The sequence below is a fragment of the Pseudonocardia sp. Cha107L01 genome (assembly GCF_052566575.1).
The window spans coordinates 5,417,008-5,436,478 of record NZ_CP199579.1; the positions used below are offsets into that span (position 1 = coordinate 5,417,008).

Genomic DNA, 19,471 nt, shown 5'->3' on the forward strand with positions numbered 1-19,471 from the left:
GGTCGAAGTAGTCCTCGCGCAGTGGGCTCCGGATGATGGTGAGGCTGACCCGCGTCAGAGCTCGTCGTTCTCCGGCGCCGAGGTCAGGGCGGACCAGCGCGGCACCTGGTGCGCGATCTTCATCTCCTCGCGGGGCGCCGGGTCGAGCTGCAGCTCGCGGCGCAGGTAGTCGACCAGGTCGGCGCCGTAGTAGATGACGTCGGTCTGGTACACCGACAGGACCGGTGCGCCGCTCACCGACGGAGCCGCCGGCAGGTACCGGTGTCCGTACACCGGGACCAGCTTCGGCCACCGCGACAGTTGCTCACGGGCCCGCTTCTCGGCGACCTCGTCATCGAGTGGCCGGGGCCCCCAGGAGGCGGGCCAGAAGCCGTTGTGCAGCACATCGTGGACGGCGCCCTCCACCGGCCAGGCGAGGCGTTTGCGCAGGTCGCTCTCCGCGTCGCGGCGCCAGTCCGGCCACCCGTCACCCACCGGCAGCGCGAGCCGGAGCAGATCGGCGTGGTCGGGCCCGAACTCGAAGCCGAACCGGCGTTGGACCGCGCGGAACTCGTCGCTGTCCAGGCCGTCCTCCAGCGGGACGTCGGCTTCGCGCAACAGGGCAACCGCACGGGTCGCGAGGGTCGTTGCCACGCCCGCAGTATCCAGGGTCGGCCGATGATCTCGTCAACCCGGGAGAACTTCGCGCTGATCATCGAGAGCGCGGGGGCCCGGGCGGTCGAGGGTGTCGACCGCCCGGGCCCCGGGCCCTACTGAGCAGGGGTCAGCCGATCTGGCGGGGAGTGACGTGCTTCGGCGGCAGGGCCAACCGGTTGATCTTCTTCAGGACCTGCAGGTACTGGGTGCCGAGGCTCCCGGTGGTGTACGGCAGGCCGTACTCGGCACACAGCTCGCGCACCTCGGGCGCGATCTCCGAGTACCGGTTGCTGGGCAGGTCGGGGAACAGGTGGTGCTCGATCTGGAAGCTGAGGTTGCCGGTCATCAGGTGGAACAGCGGACCGCCGTCCAGGTTGGCCGAGCCGAGCATCTGGCGCAGGTACCACTGGCCCCGCGTCTCGCCCTCCAGCTGCTCCTCGGTGAACTGCACGGTGCCGTCCGGGAAGTGCCCGCAGAAGATCACCGCGTGCGACCACACGTTGCGCACGAAGTTGGCCGTCAGGTTGCCCACCAGCACCGGGGCGAAGAACGGGCCCGCGAGCGCCGGGAAGACCAGGTAGTCCTTGGTGAACTGGCGGCGCATCTTGCGGCCGATGCCCTTGAGCTGCTGCCAGACGTCCTTCTTGCTCTTCTCGCCGCTGGCGACCTTCTCGACCTCCAGGTCGTGCAGCGCCACACCCCACTGGAAGAACAGCGAGAGCAGGAAGTTGTAGACCGGGTTGCCGAGGTAGTAGGGCCTCCAGCGCTGCTCCTCGGACAGCCGCAGGATGCCGTAGCCCACGTCGCGGTCCTTGCCGACCACGTTGGTGTAGGTGTGGTGCATGTAGTTGTGCGAGTGCTTCCAGCTCTTCGCGTCGCTGACGGTGTCCCACTCCCAGGTGCTGGAGTGGATCTTCGGGTCGCGCATCCAGTCCCACTGGCCGTGCAGCACGTTGTGCCCGATCTCCATGTTCTCGAGGATCTTGGCGATCGAGAGCAGGGTGGTCCCGGCGAGCCAGGCGGGCGGCAGGATGCCGGCGAACAGCATTGCCCGGCCGGCGATCTCCAGCTTGCGCTGGGTGCTGATCACCCGGCGGATGTAGGCGGCGTCGTCGGCTCCTCGGCTGGCGATGACCCGGTCGCGGATCTCGTCGAGCCGGCGGCCGAGCTCCTCGACCTGCGCCGCGGTGAGGTCGCACGCCTCCGGGGCCGGGGTGGACGGGACCGGGTGGACCCTCGGCTCGGCGGTCTTGTTGCTCGTGGTCTTGTCGGTCGTGGTCTTGTCGGTCGGGGCCGGGGTGGCCCGGTCAGGCAGTGTGATGGTCACGGTGGGGCTCCTCAGGTAGTGGGGGTGTCCAGGCGGGCAGCGCCGCTCGCGCCGGAGATGCAGGTCTGCACCAGGTCGCCCGGCTCGCCGTGCACCTCACCGGTGCGCAGGTCCCGGACCTGGCCCTCGCGCAGCGGGAGTACGCAGCCGAAGCAGATGCCCATCCGGCAGCCGCTGGGCAGCAGTACACCGGCAGCCTCGCCGGCTTCGAGAAGGCTGGTGGCGCCGTCCACCTCGACGGGGTCGGCGCTGCCGTAGGAGACGGCGCCACCCGACCCGCCGGCACTGCGCGGCGGGGGAGTGAAGCGCTCGAGGTGCAGCCGGTCGGGCTGGCTCGCCCAGTGCCGCGCAGCGGCGTCCAGCAGTCCGGTCGGACCGCAGACGAACGCCTCCCGCTCGCGCCAGTCCGGGCAGAGTGTGTCCAGCTCGGCCAGGTCCAGCCGGCCCTCGGTCGTGGTGTGCCGCAGTGCCAGCCGCGCCGAGGGATGCTGTTCGGCCAGTGCCCGCAGTTCGTCGTTGAAGATCACCTCGGCGGCGGTCGGCGCACTGTGCAGCAGCACCAGGTCCGGTAGCGGGCCGAGCGCCGCCAGAGTGCGCAGCATGGCCATGACCGGGGTGATGCCGCTGCCTGCGGTGATCATCAGTAGCGGGCCGGACACCGCGCTGGGCAGCACGAAGTCACCGTCGGCCGGTTCGAGCTGCACGATCGTGCCGACCGGCGTCGAGTGTGCGAGGTGGCCGGACACGACGCCGTCCGGCTGCGCCTGCACGGTCACCGTCAGGCATCCGTCGGTCGGCGACTCCGGACCGCTCAGCGAGTAGGTGCGCCAGTGCCGCACGCCGTTGACGTCCACACCGATCCGGACGTACTGGCCGGCGCGGTGACCGGTCCAGCCGCGTCCCGGGCGGATCCGCAGGGTCGTGGCGCGCGCCGTCTCGGGCCGCACCTCGACCACCCGGCCGCGCAGCGCCGTGGTGGACCACAACGGGTCCACCAGGCTGACGAAGTCCTCGGGCAGCAGGGGGGTGGTGAGCGAGGCGGCCGCCGCGAGCAGCCGGCTGGGGCGGCGGGGCGAGACAACTCGGAAGAACATGACATCAGGAGATCACAGATCGATGTCACATGACAAGGAGGGTGGGGTGGTATGTTGTGTCACATGTCGACTGAAGTTGACGGTGTCGAGTGGCGGACCATTGACGAGCTGGCCCGGGTGAGCGGCGTGACCGTGCGCAACATCCGCGCCTACCAGGCTCGGGGGCTGCTGCCGCCGCCGCAGGTCCGGGCCCGCACCGGGTACTACGGCCCCGGTCACGAAGCCCGGCTCGAGCTGATCAAGGAGCTGCAGGGCGAGGGCGTCAAGCTCGATACGATCAAGAAGCTGCTGGACACCACGGGTGGCTCGACCGAACAGGTCGTGCACTTCATCCGTACGGTCCGCCAGCTCTTCGCCGCCGAGGAACGCCAGATCGTGCACGTCAACGAGCTGGGCGAGCGCTTCGGTGAGGACGGTGCCGGGCTGCTGCGCCGCGCCCTGAAGCTGGACCTGCTCCGCGAGGTGGGTGACGACCAGTACGAGGAGGTCAGTCCCCGCCTGATGGGGGTGGCACAGTCCATGGTCGAGATGGGCATCCCGCTGACCCGCTCGCTGGACGTGGTCGAGCAGCTGCGCAAGCACGCCGACGGCATCGCCAAGATCTACGTGGAGCTGTTCCTGGGTGAGGTGTGGCGGCCGTTCGACGACTCCGGCCGGCCGTCCGAGCGGTGGCCGCAGGTGTACGAGACGATCGAGCAGCTGCGCAAGGTCTCCGGCGACGCCATGCTCGCGGTGCTCCAGCTCGCGGTCTCCGAACGCCTCGACGTCACCTTCGGCCGCGACATCGTGCGCAACGTCCGCACCAGCAGCTCGGACGAGCAGCCCGCGGCGGAGTAGCCCGGAGGGCTCACAGGGTCAGTGGGCCTGCGCCGTGCCGAGCGACATCGCGGAGAACGGCTTGGGCGCGCCGGGCTCGTAGAACACGTCGAGCTCGGCGATGGTGAAGCCCGCCTCGGTGATCAGCTCGGCGATCGGCCGGGCGAGGTGGCACCCGCCGAAGAGCCGCTTCTGCACGGGCTCCAGGCGCCGCTGCCACTGGCGCACCGGCTCGTCCGGGGCCAGGCCGTGCTCGACGAAGTGCAGGGTGCCACCGGGCTTGAGGACCCGGCGCACCTCGGTGAGCGCGGCGGCGACGTCCGGGATGGTGCACATCGTCCAGGTGGACAGCGCGGTGTCGTAGGTGTTGTCCGCGAAGGGCAGTGACTGGCCGTCCAGACCGGAGCGCCGCACTGGCACACCGGTGTCGGCCAGCCGCTTCGCGGCCAGCTTCCAACCCAGGTCGGCTGGCTCCACCGCGGCCACCCGGGTGACCGTCGCCGGGTAGAACGGGATGTTCAGACCCGAGCCGAAACCGATCTCCAGTACATCCCCGGCCAGGCCCGCGCAGACCCGGCGCCGCAGCGGCTGGATGGTCTTCATCCCGCAGGCGACGTTGACGATCCTCGGCACGACGTGCGCTTCCCAGAGACCCATGCGGTCACCCCCTCGGTTGGTTCCGGATCATCGCACCTGCCCGGCGGTCCCGCTCGGCGACCCGGTCCGGGTGACCGTGCCGGGCCTGGGTACCGGCCGTCGGTAGGCACCGGCCTTGGCTGCCGAGGCCGCGGCCCGCGCGGCCTGCTCGGCGGCGGCGTCGTCGAGCGGTTCGCCGCTGTTCAGCAGCCGGTAGTAGAGCGGGGCGGAGACCGCCCGGATCACCTCGTGGGCGTCGGTGTCGCCGGGTAGTTCGCCCCGGTCGATCGCCTGCTGCACGCAGGGCGCCCACTCGTCGATCCGGATGGCGTAGAAGCGGTGCAGCGCGTCGGCGGTGTTCGGGTCGCAGGTGGCCGCCGCGATCATCGTCTTGAAGAGCGCACCCTGGCGCGGATCGGCCAGGGTGTGCCGCACCAGCCGGGCGTTGGCGAGCAGGTCGTCGAGCAGTGCGCCGGTCTCGGTGCGCGGCAGCGACTGCTCGGCCATGTCCGCGAGCAGGTCGGCGACCAGGTTGGTGAGGGTCCCCCAGCGGCGGTAGACGGTGGTCTTGCCCACCCCGGCCCGACGGGCGACGTCGGCCAGGTCCAGGTGGTCGATGCCGTGCTCGGCCAGCGCGTCGCCGGCCGCCCGCAGCACCGCGGTGCGGGTCCGTGCCGTGCGCCCGCCGGGCCGGACGGTCCCGGGTTCCAGGGTGTCGTCGGTCATGACCGGGTCATAACGGGGCTCCAGTGCCATTAGTTGCATTGCCTGTCAGCTTAGGGCACCATCGTAATGGAACTACAGACCCGTTAACGAGAGGCCATGATGGAGTACCGAAGGTTGGGCGCGTCCGGGCTCAAGGTGCCGGCGCTGTCGTTCGGCGCCGGCACGTTCGCCGGCCGGGGACCGTTGTTCAGCGCCTGGGGCAATACCGATGCCGAGGAGGCCCGCCGGCTGGTGGACCTGTGCCTGGAGGCCGGCGTCACCATGTTCGACACCGCCGACGTCTACTCCGACGGCGGGTCGGAGGAGGTACTGGGCCAGGCCGTCAAGGGCCGCCGCGACCAGGTGATCCTGTCCACCAAGACCAGCCTGCCGATGGGCGACGGGCCCAACGACGCGGGCTCCTCGCGGTCGCGGCTGATCCAGGCGTGCGAGGACGCGCTGCGCCGGCTCGACACCGACTACATCGACCTGTTCCAGCTGCACGCCTTCGACGCCGGTACGCCGATCGAGGAGGTCCTGTCCACCCTCGACGACCTGGTGCGCGCCGGCAAGGTCCGCTACATCGGCGCGTCGAACTTCGCCGGTTGGGAGCTGATGAAGTCGCTGGCCGTCGCGGAGCGGCACGGCTACCCGCGCCATGTGGTGCACCAGGTCTACTACTCACTCGTCGGGCGCGACTACGAGTGGGAGCTGATGCCGCTCGGGCTGGACCAGGGCGTGGGCGCGGCGGTCTGGAGCCCGCTCGGTTGGGGCCGGCTCACCGGCAGGATTCGTCGCGGGCAGCCGCTGCCGGCGGCCAGCCGGCTGCACGAGACCGCCGAGTTCGGCCCGCCGGTGCCCGACGAGCTCCTCTACCAGGTCGTCGATGCCCTCGAGCTGGTCGCGGCCGAGACCGGCCGGACCGTGCCGCAGATCGCGATCAACTGGCTGTTGCGCCGGCCGACCGTGTCGACGGTCATCATCGGGGCGCGTACCGAGGAACAGCTGCGGGACAACCTCGGGGCGGTCGGCTGGGAGCTGTCCACAGAGCACCTGGCCGCACTGGACGCGGCCAGCGGCCGGCCGGCGCCCTACCCGTACTTCCCCTACCGGCGCCAGGAGGGGTTCGCCCGGCTCAACCCGCCGCTGCTGCCGGGAATATCGCCGGGCCACCCAGCACCGCGTTGAGCTCGAGCAGGGTCTCCAGCACGTCGCGCTGGGCCTGCAGCAGCTGGGTGCGCAGCCGGTTGGGATCGGCGTCCGGGGTGGCCAACCGCTCGGTGATCCGGTTCAGCTGGGCGGCGATGCCCGAGGCGTGCAGCTGAGCCGAGGTCAGCACGGGTTCACTGAAAGTAATCATGGCTGACAGTGTGGCCGGGCATTGTTCACTCGAAGTAATCGACGTGTCACATCTGGGCGTCCGCGATCGGGCCGGTCGGCCGGCGGGTTCGCTCGGTGAACCCGGTGGCTTGCGCGCCGCCCCACGGCGCCACAGAGTCTGGTCATGAGCGAGTCGTGGTCGGTTGGCCAGGTGGTACGGCGGTTGTTGGAGCCGGCGGGGCTCACCGACCCGTACTCGATCTACCGGGAGATCCGGGCCGCCGCCGACGCCGGTGCGCCGACCGGACGGTTCCTGTTCCGTTACGACGATGTGCGGGCCGCGCTACAGGACCCGTCGTTGAGCTCCGACCGGGTGGCGGCGATCCTGCGGCCGCTGCCGGCACCGGTGCGGGCCGAGACCGGGCTGCTCGAGCAGACACTGCGCGACATCGTGGTGTTCAACGACCAGCCCGATCACCGGCGGTTGCGCCGCCTGCTGACCCAGGCTTTCACCCCGCGCACGGTGGAGCTGGCCCGGCCGATGATCGAGCGGGTGGCCGACGAGCTGCTCGACGAGCTGACCGGCGACGGGTCCGGGGTGCTCGACCTGCACCGGGACCTGACCTACCCCCTGCCGGCGATGGTGGTCGCCGCGCTGCTCGGCATCCCGGCGGCGGACCGGGCGGCCTTTCGGGCCTGGGCGCTGGACATCGTGCTCGTGGTCGGTTCGGGCACCCTCACCCCCGAGCTGGCCAGACGGGCGAACGCGAGCATGGCGCGGATGCGCGAGCTGATGGCCAGGCTGGTCGAACAACGCCGGCGCGAGCCCGGGCCGGACCTGCTCAGCGCGATGATCGCGGCGTCGGAGGACGGCGAGCGGCTCAGCCTGGACGAGCTGTACGCCAACGCACTGTTCCTGATGACCGCCGGCCACGAGACCGCCACGAACATGCTCAGCAACGCGCTGCTCACCCTGCTGCGCCATCCTGACCAGCTTAAACTCCTGCGCGCGGAGCCGGAGCTGCTGGACGGCGCGATCGAGGAGTCCATCCGGTTCGAGGGGCCGGTGCAGATCGCCGCCCGGATCGCGGAGGAGGACCGTGAGCTGCGCGGGGTGCCGCTGCGGGCCGGCCAATCGCTGATCGCGATGATCGGGGCGGCCAACCGCGACCCGGACACCTTCCCGGACCCGGACCGCTTCGACATCACCCGGACCGACGGTCCGCACGTCGGCTTCGCCCAGGGGGCGCACTACTGCCTGGGCGCGGCGCTGGCCAGGGCCGAGATGCGGGTCGTGCTGCCCAGGGTGCTCGACAGGTACCCGGCGGCGCGGCTGGCCGAGGAACACCTCGAGTGGCAGCCGACGCTGGACTTCCGGGGACCCACCCGGCTGCTGGTACAGCCGTGACGGCCGTCGACCCGGCGCCGCTGCGCGCCACCCTGGAGCGCGGCTACGCCGGTTCGCCGATGCTGCGCGCCAAGCTGGACGCGGCCGGAGTCGTCCCGGAGCGGGTCGACGCGGCCGAGGACCTGCTGGGCATCGAGACCTTCGACATCTACGGGCTGACCGAGCTCTGGGGGCCCGGCACCGGCATCGAGTGCGCCCGCCACGACGGCATCCACGTGTGGAGCGACCACTTCCACGTGGAGATCCTCGACCCGGAGACGCTCACGCCGGTGCCGCCGGGCACCCTCGGCGAGGCGGTGGTCACCACGCTGACCAAACAGGCCCTGCCACTCGTGCGCTACCGCACCCGTGACCTCACGTTCAGCATCCGGAGCCGTGCGCGTGCGGCAGACCGCACCCGAGGATCGGCCGGTTGGTCGGGCGCTCCGACGACCAGGTCAAGGTGCGCGGGGTGATCTTCCTGCCGGCCCAGGTGGACGGGGTGCTCGAGGCGTTGGGGGAGTGCGGGCCGGAGTTCCAGGTCCACCTCGACCGCGTTGAAGGCGGCCGCGACGAGGTGACCGTGCGGGTCGAGGGCGCGGAGCGGCCCGGGTTGGTCGACGAGCTGGCCGCGCGGTTGCGCGCCGCGATCGGCCTGCGGGTGGGCGTGGAGCTGGTCCGGTACGGCTCACTGCCCCGCACCGAACGTAAGACCCAGCGGGTGTTCGACCACCGCGAGCCGTGAGGAGCGGGCCGATGGCCGTCCGACGCCGATTTGTGGACACCCGGTACGGGCAGGTGCACCTCGCCGAGCACGGCAGCGGCGACCCGGTGCTCCTGCTGCACCAGACGCCGCGGTCCTGGGACGAGTACCGGGACGTGCTGCCGTTGCTCGGGGCGCACCGCCGCGCCATCGCGCTGGACACGCTGGGCTTCGGTGACTCGGCCCGCCCGGACGAGCCGTGGACGGTCGAGCTGTTCGCCGCCGGGGTGCTCGCCGCCGCCGACGCACTGGGCCTGACCGGGTTCGACCTGGTGGGCCACCACACCGGCGGGGTGATCGCGGTCGAGGTGGCCGCCGCCGCACCGGAGCGGGTGGGCCGCCTCGTGCTGTCCGCCACCCGTATGTCGACGCGGGAGCTCACCGAGTGGGGGTTGCTGGAGCGCAGCGGCACCCGTTACCACCTTGGCCTGCGGCGGTTCGAGCTCGGCCAGCTGGTACCCCGCCAACGGATCCTGCGCCAGGCAGCGCTGCCGTTCATGGAGGACCTGTTGATGGCCACCCAGGAGACGGTGCACTTCGCGATCAGGGAGGGGCTGGACGTCCTCTACATCGAGAAGATCATCGGTCACTGCGGGCTGCGCGAACAGTCCAGGGTGGCCGGGCGGCTGCCGCTGCACAGCACCGCGACCGGCAAGGTGATCCTCGCGTACTCCCCGGCCGCGCTGTTCGACGACGTCGTCAAGGAGGGCTTCACCGCGCTGACCCGGCACACCACGATGTCGGTCGCGCTGCTGCGCAAGCAGGTGGACCGGGTGCGGCTGGAGGGTATCGCGGTGGAGCGGGAAGAGGTACGCCTCGGCTACCTGAGCACGGCGGTGCCGGTATTCGGCAGCCGGGGCATGCTGGCCGGGGCACTGTCGATCACCGGCCCGACCAGCCGGCTCAACGTGGACCGGGTCGCTGGTGCGCTGCGCACGGCGGCCGCCGGGATCAGCCGCGCGGTGGCCGCGATGAGCTGCGAGGCCGGCTCCGAGGGCTGCATCTCAGCGCAGTGTCCGCTACCCGACTGCGGTCGGCACTGAGCCCACGTGCCGCTGGTACCGGCGGTTCCACACCGCGGTACCCGCCCGGGCCATGTCCAAGCCGGCCCGCCCGCCACACCGCTCGCCGGCCCGCAATCGCGGCACCGGCCGATCCCGCCCGCCCGTCGAACCGCGCGGGGCAAACCAGGCGTGAAACTTGACCGAGGAGAATTCGTGCAGCAGGTCTTTGTCGAACTGTACAAGTACAACGACGCATGGCGCGCGACCACGCCGGCGGAGCGTGCGGGCTTCGTGCGGAACGGTTCAGGATCATTGAGTCAGCTGACCCGCGGCGGCGTCGAGGTAATTGCCTTTGCAGTCAATGACCCGGGGACCGACCGCCGGGCTCCCTACGATATTTTCTGCGTGTACCTGGTGCCGGACCGAGATGCCCAGCGAGAGTTCGCTCGCGGTGCCCATGGCGAACGCGGCGGACCATGGCCTACCTGGACGAAGGGTACGGCCCGGTCGGTCGCCTTCCTGCACCGTGACGCCATGTCCTCCTACCTGTTGGGCGCTTTGCTGGATAGCCTCGAACTCGGTGACGAGGTCGTCCTGGTGGGACATGACTGGGGTGCCAACCTCGCTGTCGACTGGGCGATGAAAAATAGTCATCGGGTGAGTGGGATCGTATTCGGAGAGGCGTTGATGCCCCCCGTTCGAATGGTCTGACTGGGCCGCCGATGTCCGGCCCGAGTTCGACTATCTCCGGACCGCCGAGGGAGAGCGTGCGGTGCTGGAGGAGAACTATTTCGTCAACAATGTGCAGCAAGCGGTACTGCGCAGGTTGTCGGCCGCGGAACTGGCCGAGATCGCCCGCCCGTACGCCGACCCGGGGGAGGGCCGCCGCCCGACGATCACCTGGCCGAGGTGGTCGCGGTGACCGGGCCCCACTGGACTCCGGAAGACGATCCGCACGCAATCGGCTCGACGGTGAACACCTGGATCAAGGAGATACGCGGCTGAGTGGTTGCCGAGCCCCAGGCCGAGGCCGGCGCACGGATGGTTCCGGCAAGCCATCCGGGCGTCGGCAATGCTGTGGGTTAGCTGAACATATTCGGGCAAGGCGGCGGGGGGCAAAGCGCGCCGACAGGGTCTCCCCGCCGCGCTGGCCTCGGTGAACCGCTTCCTCGTCCACGACTCGACGACTCGGGGGCCACCTTTCGAGACGGTGTCCCGGCTTGCACCATCGAGCTTCTGTTTTGAGTTTCGACGCGAACTCCGGCATGCTTACCTTGCGGTATATATTGTTGTTGCCGCGTGTGGCGGACGCCGATGGCAGGCGTCAGTTCATTTGGGTCCAGCCGGAAGAAGCAGGAGTGTTAGATGGCGCAAAAGGTCTTCGTTGAGATGGTGGACGATCTTGACGGGTCCGTCGGCGAAGGCGTCACCACCGTGGGTTTCGCACTCGATGGTCGAAGCTATGAGATCGACCTGAACAGCGGCAACGCGGAGAAACTGCGCGACAGCCTCGCGGAGTTCATCGCGGCGGGCCGGCGCCAGCGCTCGGGTCGCGCCGCTTCTCGGTCGCAGGCCAGCGCGAGTGTCGACCCGGCGGCGCGTGAGCGCGCTCACGCGATTCGGGAATGGGCGCGCGGAGCGGGCCACGACGTTTCCGAGCGCGGCCGAATCCCCGCGGTTGTTGCCGAGGCGTACGAGGCTGCCCAACAGGCGACCAAGAAAGTGGTCGCCAAGGTCACCAAGGCGCCCGCGAAGACTTCTGCCAAGGCCCCGGTGAAGGCAGCCGCGAAGGCGCCGGCGAAGACGGCCGCGAAGGCACCGGCCAAGGCACCGGCCAACGAGGCCGCCAAGGAACCGGCGCCGAAGGCCGAGAAGAAGAAGTCGACGCGCCCGGCAGCGGACAAGGCGAAGCTGCCGTCGTTCTCCGGCTGATAGCACGCCGGATTCGACACGGCCGTGCAATTCGAGCTGGCCTGAAATGTGGCCCGGCGGTGGATGAGCTCGTTGCCGCATCGGTCATCACGGGTGGACACCGGAGAGTGTGGAGGCTGTCAAGGTGGCGCAGAAGGTTACGGTTTCCCTGGTCGACGATCTCAGCGGTGACAACGCCGACCTGACCGTCCAGTTCGGCCTTGACGGGAAGAGCTATGAGATCGACCTGTCGAACAGCAACGCGGATAAGTTGCGCGGCTTGCTCGCAGCGTATGTCGCGGCGGCTCGGCGGTCCGGCGGACAGCGCCGTTCCGATAGTCCGGCCGCTGGGAAGCGCGCACCGGCGGATCGCGAGCAGAACCAGGCGATTCGCGAGTGGGCTCGCAAGCGCGGCATGAAGATCTCCGACCGCGGCCGCATTCCGGCGGATCTGCTGGATGCCTACCACAACGAGAACTGAGAACTGAGCTCGTTTCCAGCGCCCGCCGGTCGAGACGCATGGCTCTACCTACCCAGCAATTTGCCCTGTCCGGTCTCGAAGAGCCGGCGGAGATCATCGTGGACCGGTGGGGCGTTCCGCATATCTACGCGCGGAGCACCTACGACGCATTTCGGGCGCAGGGTTTCAATGCGGCCCGGGACCGCCTGTGGCAGATCGATTTCTGGCGGCGCCGAGGGCTCGGGCAGTTGGCGGAGGTCTTCGGCGCCGGGTACGTGGAGCGGGACAGGGCCGCGCGGCTGTTCCTGTACCGGGGCGATCTGCACGGCGAGTGGCTCGCTTACGGGTCGGACACCAAACGGGCGTGCACGGCCTTCGTCGAGGGGGTCAACGCATTCGTGCGGCTCGCCAGGGACGACGCCGGTCTGCTACCGGCTGAGTTCCGCGAGCTGGGCTACCTGCCGGCGTTCTGGTCACCGGCCGACGTCGCGCGGATCCGTAGCCACGGTCTGTTCTACAACCTGCGCGAGGAGGTCGCCCGCGCGTTGACCCTGCGCGACTTCCGACCCGAGGTGGAGGAGCTGCGTCGCCGCCGCGAGCCGGCGCGCGAACTGACGGTCCCGGACGGGCTCGACCTGAGCCTGATCCCCGACGACGTGCTGCGGGTGTACGACCTGGCCATCCTGCCGCCGGTGTTCGGCCCGGCCGAGCCACCGCCCGGAGTGTCGCCGGAGGGCAGCAACAACTGGGTGGTCGCCGGGCCCCGGACCGCGACCGGGCGACCGATGCTGGCCAACGACCCGCACCGGGCGGCCGCCGAGCTGCCCGGACTGCGCTATCTCGCGCACCTGTCCGCGCCCGGATTCGATGTCATCGGCGCCGGCGAGCCGGCGCTGCCCGGCATCTCCATCGGGCACAACGGGCGCATCGCCTTCGGTCTGACGATCTTCCCCATCGACCAGGAGGACCTCTACGTCTACCGGACCAACCCGGCGAACCCCCGCGAGTACCGCTACCGGGACCGGTGGGAGCCGATGCGCCGCGAGCACGCCGAGATCCCGGTCCGCGACGCGCCGCCGATCGAGGTCGAGCTGCTGTTCACCCGGCACGGGCCGGTGATCTACACCGACGAGCAGCGGGGCACCGCGTTCGCCGTGCGGGCCGCGTGGCTCGAGGCTGGCATGGCTCCGTACCTGGGCAGCATGGACTACATGCGGGCGCGGGACTGGGACGAGTTCCTGGCCGCGCTGAACCGGTGGGGCTCGCCGCCGGAGAACCAGGTGTACGCCGACCCGGCCGGCAACATCGGCTGGAAGACCGGCGGGTTGACGCCGATCCGACCGAACTGGGACGGCACGCTGCCGGTACCGGGGGACGGCCGCTACGAATGGGCCGGCTTCTACGACGGGGACGAGCTGCCCGGGGAGCTCAACCCGGAGCGCGGATTTCTGGTCACCGCGAATGAGATGAACCTGCCGGACGGCTTCCCGCCGGACCGGCACGTCACCTACGACTGGCATGCGCCGTACCGGCGACACCGGATCGACGAGGTGCTCGATGCGTCGACGGCGGCCACCCTGGCGGATCTGGTCGCGCTGCAGAGCGACTTCGTGAGTGTGCCGGCCCGGCGGATCCTGGCCCGCGTCGCGTCGCTGCCGGTACCGGCGGAGCTGGACGGCCTGCGCCTGTTGCTGGACTGGGACGCCGACCTGCGCGCCGACTCGGCGGCGGCGGCGCTGTTCGAGGTCTGGTACCGGCGCCATCTCCGGCCGGCGCTGCTGAGCACGGCGCTCGAGCGGCTCGTCGGGGTCGACCGGGTCACCGAGGCGCTGGGCCGGATCTGGCGCGCCGAGGACGGGTCCGCGGACGCCCGGATCGACCTGGAGCTGCTGGAGAACCCGGGCACCCGGCTCGGCGCCGACCCGGAGCTGGTCCTGCGTGACATCGTGGTGGCGACCCTGCCGGCCGCGGTTGCCGAGCTCGAACAGGTGATGGGGCCGGACCGGGCGGCGTGGAGCTGGGGGCGGCTGCACGTCGCGCGCGCGGCGCATCCGCTCCGGGCGCTGCTGGCCGCGGTCCCGGGGGAGCAGCTGGTCGCCGGGCCGGTGCCCCGCGGCGGGAGCGGCGACACCGTCGGCAGCACCGCGTACGGCGCGGACTACCAGCAGACCTCCGGGTCGACGTTCCGGATCGCCATCGACGTCGGTGACTGGGACGCCTCGCTGGCGATGAACGCCCCGGGCCAGTCCGGCCGCCTCGGCGACCCGCATTCCGTCGACCTGTTCGAGCAGTGGGCGTCGGGTTCGGCGTTCCCGCTGGTGTATTCGCGGGACCGGGTCGAGCAGGTCGCCGAGCAGGTCATCACGCTGACCCCAGATCCGGCGGGGGCGCGTCGACCGGGCGGCCACGATCCGGTCGCGGGTAACCTGGGCAAATGACCGGCCACGACCCGCTCGCGCCCGGCTCGCGCCTCACGCGCAAGGGCCAGGCCACCCGCGACCGGATCGTGGCCGCGGCCTCGGGTCTGGTGTACGAGCGCGGTGTGGCCGGCACCAGCACTGACGACGTGCAGGCGGCGGCCGGCGTCAGCACGTCGCAGATCTACCACTACTTCCGCGACAAGAAGGCCCTGGTGCGGGCGGTCATCGCGCACCAGACCGACGCGGTGCTCGAAGGACAGCAGCCGCTGCTCAGCCGACTGGACACCCTGGACGGGCTGCGCGAGTGGCGCAACTTCGTCGTCGACCTGCAGCACCGGCACCACTGTGCGGGCGGCTGCCCGATCGGTTCGCTGGGCAGTGAGCTGGCGGAGGCCGACGACGAGGCGCGGGCCGATGTCGCCGCCGGCTTCGAACGGTGGGCCGGGGCCATCCGCGCGGGCCTGCACGCCATGCGCGATCGCGGCGATCTGAGCCGCGACGCGGACCCTGACCAGCTCGGCCTGGCCATCCTGACCACGCTGCAGGGTGGGCTGCTGCTCACCCAGATCCGCCGGGACACCGTCGCGCTGGAGACGGGGCTGGACGCGATGTTGGACCACGTCGCGTCCTTCATGCCGCTCCGCGACCGGGTCGACGAGGCGTCGATCGCGCGATAGGCGACCTGGCACCGCTGGCCCTGTGCGTGGCGGTGGTCGCGAAGGCGACCATCGCCACTCACAGGCCGCAACAATCTCAGGTTTGGAGTTGACGCTCCAGAACATGCCTGACAGAGTCTAACTGGAGGAAACGCTCCAGTAAGTTCGACACGGTCAAACCGCCGCGCCGAGCGGTAAGCGCTTCGGCGGACCGCCGGCCACCACGATCGAAAGGCACTCCGTGACCACCAGTGCACCGACCATCGCCGAGCAGGTCGCCACCTTGACCGAAGGCCTCGCCGCGCGGGCCCCCGCCGAGGTGCTCGCGCCGTTCGCGCGGGAGCGGGCCGACCTCGACGCCGGCGGCCTCCCGGCCGGCATCCCGACGCCCGGCGCCCCGATGCCGGACGGGAAGCTGCTCGACGTGCGCGGCGAGCCGACCACGCTGGCGCTGGCCAGGGCTGGGCGGGCCGCGGTGGTGGTGTTCTACCGCGGTGCGTGGTGCCCGTACTGCAACCTCGCGCTGCGTGCTTACCAGCAACAACTCGTGCCGGAGCTGTCCGCCCTCGGCATCGCGCTGGTCGCGGTCAGCCCGCAGAAGCCGGACGGTTCGCTGTCCATGCGGGAGACCAACGAGTTGACCTACACCGTCGTGTCCGACCCGGGTAACCAGGTTGCCGGCCAGCTGGGCATTCTCACTGCCCCGACCGACGCCGCCCGCGGGTCACAGGCCGCGCTGGGGGTCGATGTGGCCGGCTTGAACGCCGACGGCACCGACACCCTGCCGATGCCGACGGCGGTGCTCGTCGACGCCGGGGGCACGATCCGGTGGATCGACGTGCACCCCAACTACGCCACCCGCTCCGAACCGGCCGAGATCCTGGCCGCGGTCGCCGCGCTCTGACCGGGCGGGGTCGGCGGGCAGCGATGGCCCGGCGGTGGGCGGCTACCGGGCCCGGTGCCCGTCGAGCAGCGCCGACAGCGCGTCATGCGGCAGGCCGGGGGAGCGGTGGCCGTCGCGCCCGATCATGGTCTCGCCGGCGACCAGCGCGTTGACCACGGCCTCCTCGACGGCTCGCACCACCGCCGTGTAGAACGCGTCCAGCCGACCCCAGGGGATGAAACGCAGCGTCTCGTACGCGTCCGCCTCCGGTGCGGTCGTGGGGAAGGTGCTGGTCAGAGCGCCTGGGTTGGCGGTGGAGAAGGCGAGGAAGAGGTCGCCGGAGAAATGCGAGCCGGCGGTACCGGTCCGTGCCAGCCCCAGCGGGACCCGCCGGGCCAGCGCCGTGCACTGGCCGGGCAGCAGCGGCGCGTCGGTGGCCACCACCGCGATCACCGAGCCCGAGCCCGGCGGTGCGAGCCAGTCGGAGCTCTCCTGGCGGTTGTCCTCGGCGAGCCGGCGGCCGACCGGCACACCGGCGACCGTGAGCTCGGCGCGGGCGCCGAAGTTGGCCTGCACGAAGGCGCCGACGGTGTAGCTGTCCGGCCCGTACGGCACCCGCCGCGATGCGGTGCCGCAGCCACCCTTGAACGAGTAGCAGGTCATCCCGGTGCCGCCGCCGACCGCGCCCTCCGCGACGGGGCCACCGGCGGCGGCGTCGATGGCCCGCCCCGCGTGTTCGGGCCGCACATGGGAGCCGTTGATGTCGTTGAGGTAGCCGTCCCAGGTCTCGGCGACCACCGGCAACAGCCAGCCGGCCGCGACCTCGGGCCGGTGCTCGACGACCCAGTCGATCACTCCCCGGTGGCAGGGTCCGATGGCGTGCGTGTTGCTGAGCAGCACCGGCAGGGTAAGTGACCCGGTCTCCTCGAGCCACGCCGTTCCGGTCATCTCGCCGTTGCCGTTGAGCGAGAAGTAGCCGGCGGCGCACGGCACGTCGATCCCGGCGCGGCCGCGGGGCAGGATGGCGGTGACCCCGGTACGCACCGGGCCGTGGCCGGTGCGCAGCGCGCCCTCGCCCTCCACCAGTGTCACGTACCCGACCTCGACGCCGGCTACGTCGGTCAGCGCGTTCAGTGGACCGGGCACGCCGTCGAAGGGGACGCCGAGCTCGCGGGCCCTCGGCCGGCCGGTCACGGGGTTGGCTCCGGGCTCAACACCTGGTCGAGGTCGCAGCGGGTGGCGGTGGCGGCGTAGCTGAGCAGCAGGCGCTCGGCGGTAGGCACGTCGAAGGTGGCCACCGCCATCAGCATGTGCAGGCCGTAGCCGTCCTCGAGGACCACGAGGTTGCGCGCGATCGTCTCGCTGTCGCTGGCCAGGTCGAACACCCCCAGTGCGGAGCCGGCCTCCAGAATGCCCAGGTAGAGCGCGACCTGGCGCTGGTAGAGGTCGAGGTATCGGGCCGCGTACGCCGGATCGCGCCGGGCCACCGTGCCGAGCTCGTAGAGCAGGCGGCACAGCTCGTCGTCCTGGCCGGTCGGCAGGCCGCTGCGGATCATGGCGACCAGCCGCCGGCGCGGATCCTTCTCCTGCCGCGCCACCTCGGCGCGGGCCGAGCAGAACCGCTCGACGGCCTGGTCCTGCACCTCCTTGAGCAGCTCGCTCAGTGCGGAGAAGTAGTAGAGCACCGAGGCGGGTGACAGACCCGCGCGCTTGGCCACGTCGGTGAGCCGCAGCGCCACCACGCCCCGCTCCACCACCAGCTGCCGGGCGATCTCGACGAGCTGAGCACGCCGCTCGTGCTGTCGTTTGGGCCGCGCCACGCCAGGGAGTATGTCTAACAGGAATCGATGAATGCAACTGTTTGCGCAGGCAGTATTGACTTTAAGCGGAGCCCAGTTCTTCAATGGTCGTTCGAAGAACTAGCCAGGGAGCCCCGATGGCCGCTCATGACGACGTCTCCGAGAATGTCACCTCGCCGGCCGCGCGGCCCCGGTTGCACCGTGGTCTGATGGTGCTGGGCACGCTGCTGATCACGCTCTCCGCGGTCACGCCGGCGTCCTCGGTGTTCATCATCGCCCCGGGGGTGATCGGTGCCGCCGGCACCGGCGCGCTCCTGAGCTTTCTCGCGGCCGCCGTGGTCGGTGTGTTCATGGCGTTCGTCTACGCCGAACTGTCCTCGGCGTTCCCGCTGACCGGCGGCGAGTACGCGATCGTCGGCCGCACCCTGGGGCGGCTGCCGGGATTCATGGTGCTGCTACTGGTGCTGGTGACCCAGCTGCTGATCCTGGCGGTGATCGCCCTCGGCGTCGGCACCTACCTCGAGGTCGTCTTCCCCGGCCTGCCGGGACAGTGGATCGCCGCCGTGGTGTGCCTGCTCGCCGCCGCGTTCGCGATCCTCGACATCAAGGTCAACGCGGTGCTGACCGGCATCTTCCTGGCCATCGAGATGCTGGCCCTGGTGGTGCTCAGCGTGCTGGGTTTTGTACACGCGCAGCGCTCGCTCGCCGATCTCCTCGTGCACCCGGTCGTCGGCACCGGCGGCGGGACGCAGCCCGCCACGTTCGCCGTCATCGCCACCGCGACGGCCGTCGCGATCTTCGCCTACAACGGTTACGGCAGCGCGGTCTACTTCGGTGAGGAGACGGTGGACCCGGGCCGCAACATCGCTCGCACCATCCTGTGGGCGCTGGTGGTCACCGTTGTCGCGGAGCTGGTCCCGGTCACCGCCGTGCTGCTCGGCGCGCCCAGTCTGCCGGCGCTGTTCAACGCGCCGAACATGCTGGCCTACGTGATCACCGAGCTCGGCGGCGGGCCGCTGAACACCGTGCTCAGCCTCGCGGTCGCGGTGGCGATCATCAACGCGGTGCTCGCGATCATGCTGCTGAGCGCGCGGCTGTTGTTCAGCACCGGCAGGGACGAGGCGTGGCCGCTACCGGTGAGCAGGGCGCTCGAGGCGCTGCACCCTCGGTTCGGCACGCCCTGGGTGGCGACGCTGATCGCGGGGGTGATCTCGGCGGGAGTGTGCTTCGTCAGCGAGGACCTGCTGATCGTGCTCACCGGGACCTCGCTGGTGGTGGTCTACCTGGGACTCTGCCTGGCCGCGCTCAACGGCCGGCGCAACGGCACGACCGCGCACGGCGCCTACCGGATGCCGCTCTTCCCGCTGCCGCCGGTCGTGGCGCTGCTCGCGCTGGCCTACGTGATCTATGCCAGTGCCGTGGACCCGCTCGTCGGCCGGCCCAGTCTGATCGTCACCGCCGTCGTCCTCGTGATCGCCGCCGGGTACTACCTGCTGTGGCTGCGGCGGCGCGGTGACTGGGTGCTGCGCGGCGAGGAGCCGGGTTAATTCTCGTTACGTAAACGTCATATCGGCGCAACCCGTCGGTGGAGGGTCCGACAGAGGCTCTCTTGCGGGCGCGGTTAGCGATTTCCGCGCTCGGCGGTATCGCGTAC

The 19,471-nt window shown here is 70.7% G+C and carries 22 protein-coding genes; 14 read left to right on the forward strand and 8 right to left on the reverse strand.

Translation table 11 applies throughout. The features are described 5' to 3' along the window. Positions 1-54 precede the first annotated feature (54 nt). The 3 genes from ACTXG6_RS25355 to ACTXG6_RS25365 form a co-directional block, all read right to left on the reverse strand. Entirely contained in the window at positions 55-633 is a 579-nt protein-coding gene (locus ACTXG6_RS25355) for a hypothetical protein (protein ID WP_445181873.1), read from the reverse strand. A 130-nt stretch (positions 634-763) separates the two neighbouring features. Beyond that, the gene (locus tag ACTXG6_RS25360) at positions 764-1,963 is read right to left on the reverse strand and encodes a fatty acid desaturase family protein (protein WP_445181874.1); all 1,200 of its coding nucleotides are present in this window, start codon (positions 1,961-1,963) and stop codon (positions 764-766) included. A gap of 11 nt (positions 1,964-1,974) precedes the next feature. Then, positions 1,975-3,057 carry a ferredoxin reductase gene (locus ACTXG6_RS25365; protein ID WP_445181875.1) on the reverse strand — a complete coding sequence of 361 codons (1,083 nt, stop codon included), beginning with the start codon at positions 3,055-3,057 and terminating at the stop codon, positions 1,975-1,977. A 63-nt stretch (positions 3,058-3,120) separates the two neighbouring features. On the opposite strand from ACTXG6_RS25365, the gene ACTXG6_RS25370 reads away from it, so the two are divergent. Next, positions 3,121-3,894, forward strand: a complete 774-nt coding sequence (locus tag ACTXG6_RS25370) for a MerR family transcriptional regulator (RefSeq protein ID WP_445181876.1) — start codon at positions 3,121-3,123, stop codon at positions 3,892-3,894. 18 nt (positions 3,895-3,912) lie between these two features. Here ACTXG6_RS25370 and ACTXG6_RS25375 read toward each other — a convergent pair whose 3' ends face one another. Together ACTXG6_RS25375 and ACTXG6_RS25380 are read right to left on the reverse strand one after the other, a co-directional pair. Further along, positions 3,913-4,530, reverse strand: coding sequence for a class I SAM-dependent methyltransferase (locus tag ACTXG6_RS25375; RefSeq protein ID WP_445181877.1), 618 nt, complete (start codon positions 4,528-4,530; stop codon positions 3,913-3,915). 27 nt (positions 4,531-4,557) lie between these two features. After that, the gene (locus ACTXG6_RS25380) at positions 4,558-5,274 is read right to left on the reverse strand and encodes a TetR/AcrR family transcriptional regulator (RefSeq protein WP_445181878.1); all 717 of its coding nucleotides are present in this window, start codon (positions 5,272-5,274) and stop codon (positions 4,558-4,560) included. Positions 5,275-5,331: 57 nt separating this feature from the next. Between ACTXG6_RS25380 and ACTXG6_RS25385 the strand changes: the two genes are divergently transcribed. Beyond that, entirely contained in the window at positions 5,332-6,402 is a 1,071-nt protein-coding gene (locus tag ACTXG6_RS25385; protein ID WP_445181879.1) for an aldo/keto reductase, read from the forward strand. Here ACTXG6_RS25385 and ACTXG6_RS25390 read toward each other — a convergent pair. Then, a complete protein-coding gene (locus ACTXG6_RS25390; protein ID WP_445181880.1) occupies positions 6,350-6,574 on the reverse strand; it encodes a hypothetical protein in 225 nt (74 codons plus the stop codon). The two genes, ACTXG6_RS25385 and ACTXG6_RS25390, sit on opposite strands and share 53 nt — an antisense overlap. A gap of 144 nt (positions 6,575-6,718) precedes the next feature. On the opposite strand from ACTXG6_RS25390, the gene ACTXG6_RS25395 reads away from it, so the two are divergent. From ACTXG6_RS25395 to ACTXG6_RS25445, 11 genes are all read left to right on the forward strand, one after another. Further along, positions 6,719-7,942, forward strand: coding sequence for a cytochrome P450 (locus ACTXG6_RS25395; protein WP_445181881.1), 1,224 nt, complete (start codon positions 6,719-6,721; stop codon positions 7,940-7,942). Beyond that, positions 7,939-8,397, forward strand: a complete 459-nt coding sequence (locus tag ACTXG6_RS25400) for a phenylacetate--CoA ligase family protein (protein WP_445181882.1) — start codon at positions 7,939-7,941, stop codon at positions 8,395-8,397. Before ACTXG6_RS25395 ends, ACTXG6_RS25400 begins: the two co-directional genes overlap by 4 nt. Next, positions 8,394-8,666 (forward strand): hypothetical protein, encoded by a 273-nt coding sequence (locus ACTXG6_RS25405; RefSeq protein WP_445181883.1) that lies wholly within the window; start codon positions 8,394-8,396, stop codon positions 8,664-8,666. Before ACTXG6_RS25400 ends, ACTXG6_RS25405 begins: the two co-directional genes overlap by 4 nt. An 11-nt stretch (positions 8,667-8,677) precedes the next feature. Further along, positions 8,678-9,727, forward strand: a complete 1,050-nt coding sequence (locus tag ACTXG6_RS25410; protein WP_445181884.1) for an alpha/beta fold hydrolase — start codon at positions 8,678-8,680, stop codon at positions 9,725-9,727. 174 nt (positions 9,728-9,901) lie between these two features. Continuing rightward, the gene (locus ACTXG6_RS25415) at positions 9,902-10,399 is read left to right on the forward strand and encodes a DUF6616 family protein (protein ID WP_445181885.1); all 498 of its coding nucleotides are present in this window, start codon (positions 9,902-9,904) and stop codon (positions 10,397-10,399) included. A gap of 61 nt (positions 10,400-10,460) precedes the next feature. Beyond that, positions 10,461-10,610 (forward strand): hypothetical protein, encoded by a 150-nt coding sequence (locus ACTXG6_RS25420; protein ID WP_445181886.1) that lies wholly within the window; start codon positions 10,461-10,463, stop codon positions 10,608-10,610. A 443-nt stretch (positions 10,611-11,053) separates the two neighbouring features. Then, positions 11,054-11,620 (forward strand): histone-like nucleoid-structuring protein Lsr2, encoded by a 567-nt coding sequence (locus ACTXG6_RS25425; protein WP_445181887.1) that lies wholly within the window; start codon positions 11,054-11,056, stop codon positions 11,618-11,620. A 124-nt stretch (positions 11,621-11,744) separates the two neighbouring features. Continuing rightward, the gene (locus ACTXG6_RS25430) at positions 11,745-12,080 is read left to right on the forward strand and encodes a histone-like nucleoid-structuring protein Lsr2 (protein WP_445181888.1); all 336 of its coding nucleotides are present in this window, start codon (positions 11,745-11,747) and stop codon (positions 12,078-12,080) included. 38 nt (positions 12,081-12,118) lie between these two features. Continuing rightward, on the forward strand, positions 12,119-14,497 hold the full coding sequence (locus ACTXG6_RS25435; RefSeq protein WP_445181889.1) for a penicillin acylase family protein: 2,379 nt from the start codon (positions 12,119-12,121) through the stop codon (positions 14,495-14,497). Next, positions 14,494-15,156 carry a TetR/AcrR family transcriptional regulator gene (locus tag ACTXG6_RS25440; protein ID WP_445181890.1) on the forward strand — a complete coding sequence of 221 codons (663 nt, stop codon included), beginning with the start codon at positions 14,494-14,496 and terminating at the stop codon, positions 15,154-15,156. The genes ACTXG6_RS25435 and ACTXG6_RS25440 overlap by 4 nt, the downstream gene beginning before the upstream one ends. A gap of 220 nt (positions 15,157-15,376) precedes the next feature. Further along, positions 15,377-16,039 (forward strand): peroxiredoxin-like family protein, encoded by a 663-nt coding sequence (locus ACTXG6_RS25445; RefSeq protein WP_445181891.1) that lies wholly within the window; start codon positions 15,377-15,379, stop codon positions 16,037-16,039. A 42-nt stretch (positions 16,040-16,081) separates the two neighbouring features. Here the strand turns inward: ACTXG6_RS25445 and ACTXG6_RS25450 are convergent, their stop codons facing one another. After that, positions 16,082-17,212, reverse strand: coding sequence for a DmpA family aminopeptidase (locus tag ACTXG6_RS25450; protein ID WP_445181892.1), 1,131 nt, complete (start codon positions 17,210-17,212; stop codon positions 16,082-16,084). Then, entirely contained in the window at positions 17,209-17,838 is a 630-nt protein-coding gene (locus ACTXG6_RS25455; protein WP_445181893.1) for a TetR/AcrR family transcriptional regulator, read from the reverse strand. Before ACTXG6_RS25455 ends, ACTXG6_RS25450 begins: the two co-directional genes overlap by 4 nt. A gap of 116 nt (positions 17,839-17,954) precedes the next feature. Between ACTXG6_RS25455 and ACTXG6_RS25460 the strand changes: the two genes are divergently transcribed. Next, complete coding sequence (locus ACTXG6_RS25460) at positions 17,955-19,364, forward strand: APC family permease (RefSeq protein WP_445181894.1); 1,410 nt, start codon at positions 17,955-17,957, stop codon at positions 19,362-19,364. Positions 19,365-19,471 lie beyond the last annotated feature (107 nt).